The organism is Massilia sp. P2_C2, from assembly GCF_056404615.1.
Genome location: NZ_JBFUDR010000303.1, coordinates 1 through 7,389 on the forward strand (window position 1 = coordinate 1; position 7,389 = coordinate 7,389).

At 70.1% G+C, this 7,389-nt stretch carries 9 protein-coding genes; 8 read left to right on the top strand and 1 reads right to left on the bottom strand.

The genetic code is table 11. The features are described 5' to 3' along the window. On the top strand, positions 1-291 hold a 291-nt coding region (locus tag AC1DYX_RS25295), incomplete at its 5' end, for a phosphate acyltransferase (RefSeq protein ID WP_477264001.1). An 8-nt stretch (positions 292-299) separates the two neighbouring features. Beyond that, a complete protein-coding gene (locus AC1DYX_RS25300) occupies positions 300-1,484 on the top strand; it encodes an acetate/propionate family kinase (RefSeq protein WP_477264003.1) in 1,185 nt (394 codons plus the stop codon). On the opposite strand, the gene AC1DYX_RS25305 is transcribed toward AC1DYX_RS25300, so the two are convergent. Then, positions 1,472-2,143 carry a Crp/Fnr family transcriptional regulator gene (locus AC1DYX_RS25305; RefSeq protein ID WP_477264005.1) on the bottom strand — a complete coding sequence of 224 codons (672 nt, stop codon included), beginning with the start codon at positions 2,141-2,143 and terminating at the stop codon, positions 1,472-1,474. The two genes, AC1DYX_RS25300 and AC1DYX_RS25305, sit on opposite strands and share 13 nt — an antisense overlap. A gap of 162 nt (positions 2,144-2,305) precedes the next feature. On the opposite strand from AC1DYX_RS25305, the gene AC1DYX_RS25310 reads away from it, so the two are divergent. The 6 genes from AC1DYX_RS25310 to AC1DYX_RS25335 form a co-directional block, all read left to right on the top strand. Further along, positions 2,306-2,695 (top strand): ribonucleotide reductase subunit alpha, encoded by a 390-nt coding sequence (locus AC1DYX_RS25310; RefSeq protein ID WP_477264007.1) that lies wholly within the window; start codon positions 2,306-2,308, stop codon positions 2,693-2,695. Positions 2,696-2,712: 17 nt separating this feature from the next. Further along, positions 2,713-3,111: a putative zinc-binding protein gene (locus AC1DYX_RS25315; RefSeq protein ID WP_477264009.1), complete on the top strand. Its 399-nt coding sequence runs from the start codon at positions 2,713-2,715 to the stop codon at positions 3,109-3,111. 54 nt (positions 3,112-3,165) lie between these two features. Further along, positions 3,166-5,607, top strand: coding sequence for an adenosylcobalamin-dependent ribonucleoside-diphosphate reductase (locus AC1DYX_RS25320; RefSeq protein ID WP_477264010.1), 2,442 nt, complete (start codon positions 3,166-3,168; stop codon positions 5,605-5,607). Between the two features lie 101 nt (positions 5,608-5,708). Next, entirely contained in the window at positions 5,709-5,978 is a 270-nt protein-coding gene (locus AC1DYX_RS25325) for a hypothetical protein (RefSeq protein ID WP_477264012.1), read from the top strand. Between the two features lie 93 nt (positions 5,979-6,071). Beyond that, positions 6,072-7,046, top strand: a complete 975-nt coding sequence (gene moaA / locus AC1DYX_RS25330) for a GTP 3',8-cyclase MoaA (RefSeq protein ID WP_477264014.1) — start codon at positions 6,072-6,074, stop codon at positions 7,044-7,046. A gap of 6 nt (positions 7,047-7,052) precedes the next feature. Next, the coding region (locus AC1DYX_RS25335) for a type IV pili methyl-accepting chemotaxis transducer N-terminal domain-containing protein (RefSeq protein ID WP_477264016.1) at positions 7,053-7,389 on the top strand (337 nt) is incomplete at its 3' end.

The following is a 7,389-nucleotide window of genomic DNA, read 5'->3' on the forward strand; positions in this document are numbered from 1 at the left end:
GCGTTCGACCTCGCGGTGTCGGAAGAGGCGGCGCGCACGAAAGGCTTCGTGTCGCCGGTGGCGGGCCAGGCGGACATCCTCGTCGTGCCCGACCTGGAAGCAGGCAATATGCTGGCCAAGCAGCTCGAATACCTGGGACAGGCGCAGGTGGCCGGCATCGTGCTCGGCGCGCGCGTGCCGATCATGCTCACCAGCCGCGCGGACGGGCCGCTGGCGCGCCTTGCCTCGTGCGCGCTGGCGGCTTTGCTCGTACAAAAGAACGGCGCGCCGGCCGTGATCGGGACGCCATGAATCAACGCATGACTATGCGGGGATTCGTCTGCATCAATGCCGGCTCGTCCAGCATCAAGTTTGCCGTATTTACCGAGCAGGGCGCCGAGCTCGTATTGGCGGTGCGCGGCGAGGTCGATGGCGGCGGCCCGGCGCCACGGCTGCGCGCCCTGGCGCCGGACGGCGCATGCGTCGAGGACACCGTCCTCCCGGCCGGCGCCGGCTACGACGCACAGCTGGCCGCCGTCGTCGACTGGGTCGAAACGCATCTCGCGCCGGCGCGGCTGGCGGCCGTCGGCCACCGCGTGGTCCACGGCGGCAATGCCCATGCGGGACCGGCCCTCGTCACGCCCGCGCTACTGCGCGAGCTGGATGCGCTCGCGCCGCTCGCGCCGCTGCACCAGCCGCACAACCTGGCGGCGATCGGCAAGATGGCGCGGCTGCACCCGGACCTGCCGCAGGTCGCCTGCTTCGACACGGCGTTCCACCTCGGCAGCCCGCGTGTCTCCCGGCTGTACGGCCTGCCGCGCGCGCTCGCGGATGACGGCATGCTGCGCTACGGCTTCCACGGCCTGTCTTGCCAGCACATCGCCGCAACGCTGCCGACACGCGAACCGCGCGCCCGCGGGCGCGTCGTCGCCGCCCACCTGGGCAGCGGCGCCAGCATGTGTGCGATGGTCGACGGCTGCAGCGTCGCCAGTTCGATGGGCTTTTCCGCGCTCGACGGGCTGCCGATGGCCACGCGCTGCGGCAGTATCGATCCCGGCCTCGTGCTGTACCTGCTGCGCACCCGCGGCATGACGGCGGACGCGCTGGAACACATGCTGTACCGTGACAGCGGCCTGCTGGGCCTCTCCGGCGTCAGCGGCGACATGCGCGCGCTGCTCGCCAGTTCCGACCCCGCCGCGCGCGAGGCGGTGGACGTGTTCGTGTACCGGATCGCGCGCGAACTGGGCTCGCTCGCCGCCGCGGCCGGCGGCCTGGACGTGCTCGTGTTCACGGGCGGCATCGGCGAGCACGCGGCCGAAATCCGCGCGCAGGTCTGCGCCCAGGCGGCCTGGCTCGGCGTCAAGATCGACGTGGATGCAAACGCGGCCGGCGGCCCGCGCCTGCACGCGCCGGACAGCGCCGTCGCCGTGTGGGTCGTCCCGGCCGACGAGGAAGCCGTGATCGCGCGCCAGGCACGGGCCGTCGTCGACGGTCACCCTTCGTAGGCACGCAGTCCGGCCGCGTCGAGGATCTCGATCTGGCGGCCGTCCACGCGCACCAGCCCGCGCGTGGAGAGGTCGTGCAGCACGCGCGAGAAATACTCGGGCGTGATGTTCAGGCGCGACGCGACGAGGCGCTTGCTGACGGACAGCCGCACCGTCGCGCCGGACGCCGGCCCATCCTTCAGCAGATAGCCGACGACACGCTGGCCACCCGTGTGCAGCGTGTATGCCTCGACGTCCGCCACGAGCCCGTGCAGGCGCCGGCTCATCCCGGCCAGCATGCGGCGTGCGAACGCGGGACTGTGTTCCAGCCCGGCGAAGATCGCCTCCCTGCCCACGTGCAGCAGCAGGCAGTCCTCCAGCGCCGTCGCCGTCACGAAATACGGTTTTTCCATGAACATGACGGCCTCGCCGAAACTCTTGCCCGGGCCGACGATCTCGATGACCTTTTCCTGGCCCTGCGGCGAGACGAAGCCCAGCTTGACCTGCCCGTACACGATCGAGTGGAAGCCGAGGCTGGGGTCGCCGCGTTCGACGATGTTGCGACCGCGCTCCACGTGGATTTCCGTCGTGGCCGCGCCGACGGCCCGCAGGTCGTCATCGCCGAGGTCGGAGAACAGCGGCAGGCGGCGCAGGAAGACACAGGAATCAATATTGGGCACGGGCGCTCCGGGCACGGGATGTCGGGATGACGCTATTCTCGCAACGTCCGGCCGCGCCTGCGATACGCCGGAATGACTAGACGGCGTACGCCATCGTGCGGACAGGCACGCGCGAGCCCGCGACCTACAATGAAGGCTCGCGTCAACCTCTTCCCGATACCCATGCAACTCGCCGACTTCACCGATTTCCTCGCCGCCGCGCGCGCCCAGCCCGAGCCGCAGCGCCTGTTGTTCGTCTTCGCCGTGGCCGAACTGCCGCAGGCGCACACGCCGGGCCAGGCCCGCCGCTTCCACGAAGGCCGCGGCGGCGCTTTGGCGCCCGTGATGTGCGTCGACAAGGCCGTCGACGAGCTGGACGGATTCGCCGCGCTGGCGGACGAGTCGCGCGCGACCGGGCAGCCGTGGGACATGGTGTTCGTCGCCGCGCTGGCGGCGCCGCAGCCGGCAAGCATCGAGCGGGGCTTGCGGATGATGGTCGACGCCGTCCACCGCGGCGCCGTCGAGCGCTTCGTCGCCTTCGACCCGCAAGGCGACGCCGTGCGTTTTGCCTGACCTGACCGAGGAAATCCATGACCAGAAACCGCTCCGTACTCCCCCTCGTCTATTCCTGCTCCGGCTGTTCCAGCGCGGCGCAAATGGCCAACCACATCGCGCTCGACCTCGACCGGCGCGGCGTCGCCGAGATGTCGTGCATCGCCGGCGTGGGCGGCGACGTGCCGTCGCTCGTCAAGCTGGCGAAGTCGGGACGGCCCGTCGTCGCCGTCGACGGCTGCCCGCTCGAATGCGCCCGCAACTGTCTCGCGCGCCACGGCGTGAGCCCGGACCTGCACTGGCAGCTGGCCGAACACGGCGTACGCAAACGCTACCACGCGACGTTCGATCCGGACGAAGCCGCGCGCCTCGCGCAGACGGTGGCCGACGGCGTGCAGGAGTTGGCGGCCGAACGCGCATTGCTTCAACCAGGTTAAGGCGCGCCCGGCATCCCTCCGCGATAGTGAAGGCCTGAAATCGCAGAGGAACCCATGAACGCCAACGACTTGTTATTTGCTCCCGTCCTTCCCCCGCAGGAAGTTTCGCTCGACGTCCTGCGCGAAAAATACGCCCGGGACGACGAAACGACGGCCGCGCACGTGCGCGCACGCGTCGCCCGCGCCCTCGCCGCGCATGAAGCCGCGCCGCTGCGCCTCGAGATGGAACAGCGCTTCCTGTGGGCCCAGGACCACGGCTTCATACCGGCCGGCCGCATCAACTCGGCCGCAGGCCTGGGGCTGAAGGCCACGCTGATGAACTGTTTCGTGCAACCCGTCGGCGACGCCATCAGCGGTTGCGACGGCGGCGCGCCCGGCATCTACGGCGCGCTTGCCGAGGCCGCGGAAACCATGCGCCGCGGCGGCGGCGTCGGCTATGACTTCAGCGCCATCCGCCCCGCCGGCAGCCCCGTCATGGGCACGCAATCGCGTGCCTCCGGGCCGGTGTCGTACATGGCCGTGTTCGACGCCTCGTGCCGCACCGTCGAGTCGGCCGGCGCCCGCCGCGGCGCCCAGATGGGCGTGCTGCGCATCGACCATCCCGACATCGAGGCCTTCATCGCCGCCAAGGGCGGCGGCGCGTTCAGCAATTTCAACCTGTCCGTCGGCGTCACGGACGATTTCATGTGCGCCGTGCTGGACGACGGCGACTTCGACCTGACGCACGCAACTCCGCCGGGACCGGATGCGCAACCGAGGTCCGACGGCCGCTGGGTGTACCGCACGGTGCGGGCGCGCGACCTGTGGGACAAGGTGATGCGCTCCACGTACGACCACGCGGAACCGGGCGTGCTGTTCCTCGACCGCATCAACGGCGAGAACAACCTGTACTATGCAGAGACACTGGCCGCGACCAACCCGTGCGGCGAACAGCCGCTGCCGCCTTACGGCTGCTGCGACCTCGGATCGCTCGACCTGACGAAGTTCGTGCGCCAGCCGTTCACGCCGCATGCGTACTTCGACTTCGACCTGCTCCGCGAAGTGGCCGCCGTTGCCGTGCGCATGCTCGACCTGGCGCTGGACGCCACCGAATGGCCGCTGCCGCAGCAGGCCGGGGAATGCCGCAACAAGCGCCGCGTCGGCCTCGGCTTCCTGGGCCTGGGCAGCGCACTCGTCATGCTGGGCCAGCGCTACGATCGCGACGACGGGCGCGCGTTCGCGGCCGAGGTCGGCCGCGCGCTGCGCGACGCCGCCTATGCCGCCTCGATAGCGCTGGCCCGCGAAAAAGGCCCGTTTCCGCTGTTCGACCCGGAGCGCTACCTGGATGGTGCGTTCGCGCGCCGCCTGCCGGACGAGCTGCGCGCGCACATCGCCCGCCACGGCATCCGCAATTCGCACCTGCTGTCGATCGCGCCCACCGGCACCACGGCGCTGGCCTTCGCCGACAATGCCTCGAACGGCATCGAGCCCGCGTTCTCCTGGGTCTACCAGCGCAGGAAGCGCATGCCGGACGGCGGCACGCGCGTCTACGAGGTGGCCGACCATGCGTGGCGCCTGTACCGCCAGCTGGGCCACGACGTGTCCGACGCGGCAGCCCTGCCGCCGCACTTCGTCACGGCGCTGGAGATGTCCGCGCATGACCACCTGCGCATGCTGGAAGCCGTCCAGCCTTTCATCGACGGCGCGATCTCGAAGACCGTCAACGTCCCGGCCGACTACCCGTACGAGGATTTCCGCGACCTGTACACCGACGCCTGGCGTGCCGGCCTGAAGGGGCTGGCGACCTACCGCCCGAACGACGTCACCGGCAGCGTGCTCAGCGCCGGCCCGGCGGCAGCGCAGGTGGACGACGTCGATCCGCTGCGCACGCGCTTCGAGAGCCGCCCGCCGGGCGAGCTCGAATCCGTGACATCGAAAGTCGAGTACACGACGCAGGAAGGCCGGAAGGCGGTCTACCTGACGATCAGCTTCATGCGCGTGGAAGGCCGGCTGGCCGGGCACGCGCTCGCCATCGAGCGGCCGTTCGAATTCTTCATGCCGGCCAACCAGCGCAGCGACGGCCACCAGTGGATCACGTCGACGATGCGCCTGCTGTCGCTGGCGGCGCGCGCGGGCGGCTCCATCGCGAAGGCGCTGGCCGACATGCGCGCCGTCGTGTGGGAGAAAGGGCCCGTGCGCTGCGGCCACCTGGTGCGCGCGGACGGCGTCCAGGTACCCGTCTACCACGACTCGGAAGTGGCCGCGATTGCCTTCATGCTGCAGCGGATGCTGATCCGGCGCGGCTTCCTGGACGCGCAGGGCAACCAGGTACCGGCAGCGCAGCTGGACCGCCTGCTCGCGCAGCGGGGCGTCCCGCACGCCGTCCTGGACCCTGCGCCGGCACCGGACGCCGGCGCGACGGGCGCCAAGTGTCCCGAGTGCGGCGCGCGCACCTTGCGCAAGGTCGACGGCTGCACGCGCTGCACGGCCTGCCACTACCTGGGCGGCTGCGCCTGAATTTGCACGACCGGATTCGCAAAACCTGAAACCGGTTCAAGGACAACGGGGCCGGCGAAGCCTAGTCTGACGGGGTCCAACGACCATCGCAAAGGAGCATCATGCAACACGATTTCCAGTTCCCCGCCCCCCTCGCCTTCGCCGACATCGAACGGCTCACCGGTGCGCTGTGCACGCTGCCCGGCGTGCGCGGCATCGGTCTCGAACCGGGCGGCCGCCGCATGCAGGTGGAGTTCGACGAAGACGCCACGTCGGCGCAGGCCATCGCGGCGGCGCTGGCGGACGCCGGCTACCGCGCGGACGGGGCTGAACGGGCCGAACGGGCCGGCTGCTGCGGCGGGTGCTGCGGCACCGTCCGCGTAGATGACTAGTTCGAAAGAACTACCCGCCGTCATCCGTCCTGCCGACTGCCAAGGCGGCGGGCGCGCCCTACAATCGTCACCATCGCCCCAATGGAGAAACGCATGTTGCGCGACCGCTACGGCCGAACGATCGAATACCTGCGCCTGTCCGTGACGGACCGTTGCGACCTCCGTTGCACGTACTGCATGCCGGCGGGCTTCAAGGGCTTCGAAGAACCGGACCACTGGCTCACCTTCGACGAGATCGAGCGCCTGCTCGCCGTGTTCGCCCGGCTGGGCACGCGCCGCATCCGCCTGACCGGCGGCGAACCGCTGCTGCGCCGCAACGTAACCGGCCTGGCCGGGCGCATCGCCGCGCTGCCCGGCATAGCCGACCTGTCGCTGTCGACCAATGCCACGCGGCTGCGGCGCCATGCGGCCGACCTGCGCCGGGCCGGCGTCGCCCGCATCAACGTCAGCCTGGATACGCTGGACCGCGCCTGCATGCAATCGATCACGGGCCGCGACAGCCATGAAGAGGTCATGGACGGCATCATGGCCGGCAAGAAAGCCGGGTTCGATCCCATCAAGATCAACATGGTGGCCATGCGCGGCGTGAACGACGGCGAGATCGACCGCATGGCGGAATTCTGTATCGGGCAAGGCTTCGTGCTGCGCCTGATCGAAGTGATGCCGATGGGCGCCACGGGCCGCAACACGGCCTACCTCGACCTGCAGCCCGTGCAGGCCCGGCTGCGCGAAAAATTCGACCTCGTGCCGCAGGCGCTGGAGCTCGGCGGCGGCCCTGCGCGCTATCTCGCCACGCGCGACGGCCGCGGCAGCATCGGCTTCATCACGCCCATGTCGCAGCACTTCTGCGCCACCTGCAACCGCGTGCGCCTGGCCGTGGACGGCACGCTGTACCTGTGCCTGGGCCAGGAAGAGAAATTCGAGTTCCGCCCGCTGCTGCGCGGTGGCGCCAGCGACGCCGAACTGGAAGCGGCGATCCGCCACGCCATCGAACTCAAGCCGCACCAGCACGACTTCACGGCGCGGCCGGAAAAAATCGTTCGTTTCATGTCGCAGACGGGAGGCTGAATGCACATGGGCGACACTTCCCAGCCGGCGTATCCGCCGATCCCCGGCCACCTGCGCCTCTCCACGCGCATCGCCGGCGCCCTCGTCGGCTTCCTGCTGCTGGCGCTCGTCGCCATCGGCACCACGTTGTGGCTCTCCTGGCAGCTGGAAGGTGCCGCCGCCGCGATCAACGAGACCGGCAGCGTGCGCAAGCAGGAATACCGGCTCGCGATGCTGCTGAGCCGCGAGATGCACGCGCCCGGCAACGGCTATGCCCCGGCGGCGCGCACGCAGATGGACGCCATCGACGCCACGCTGGCGCTGATCGCACGCGGCGATCCCCAGCGTCCCCTGGGCCTGCCGC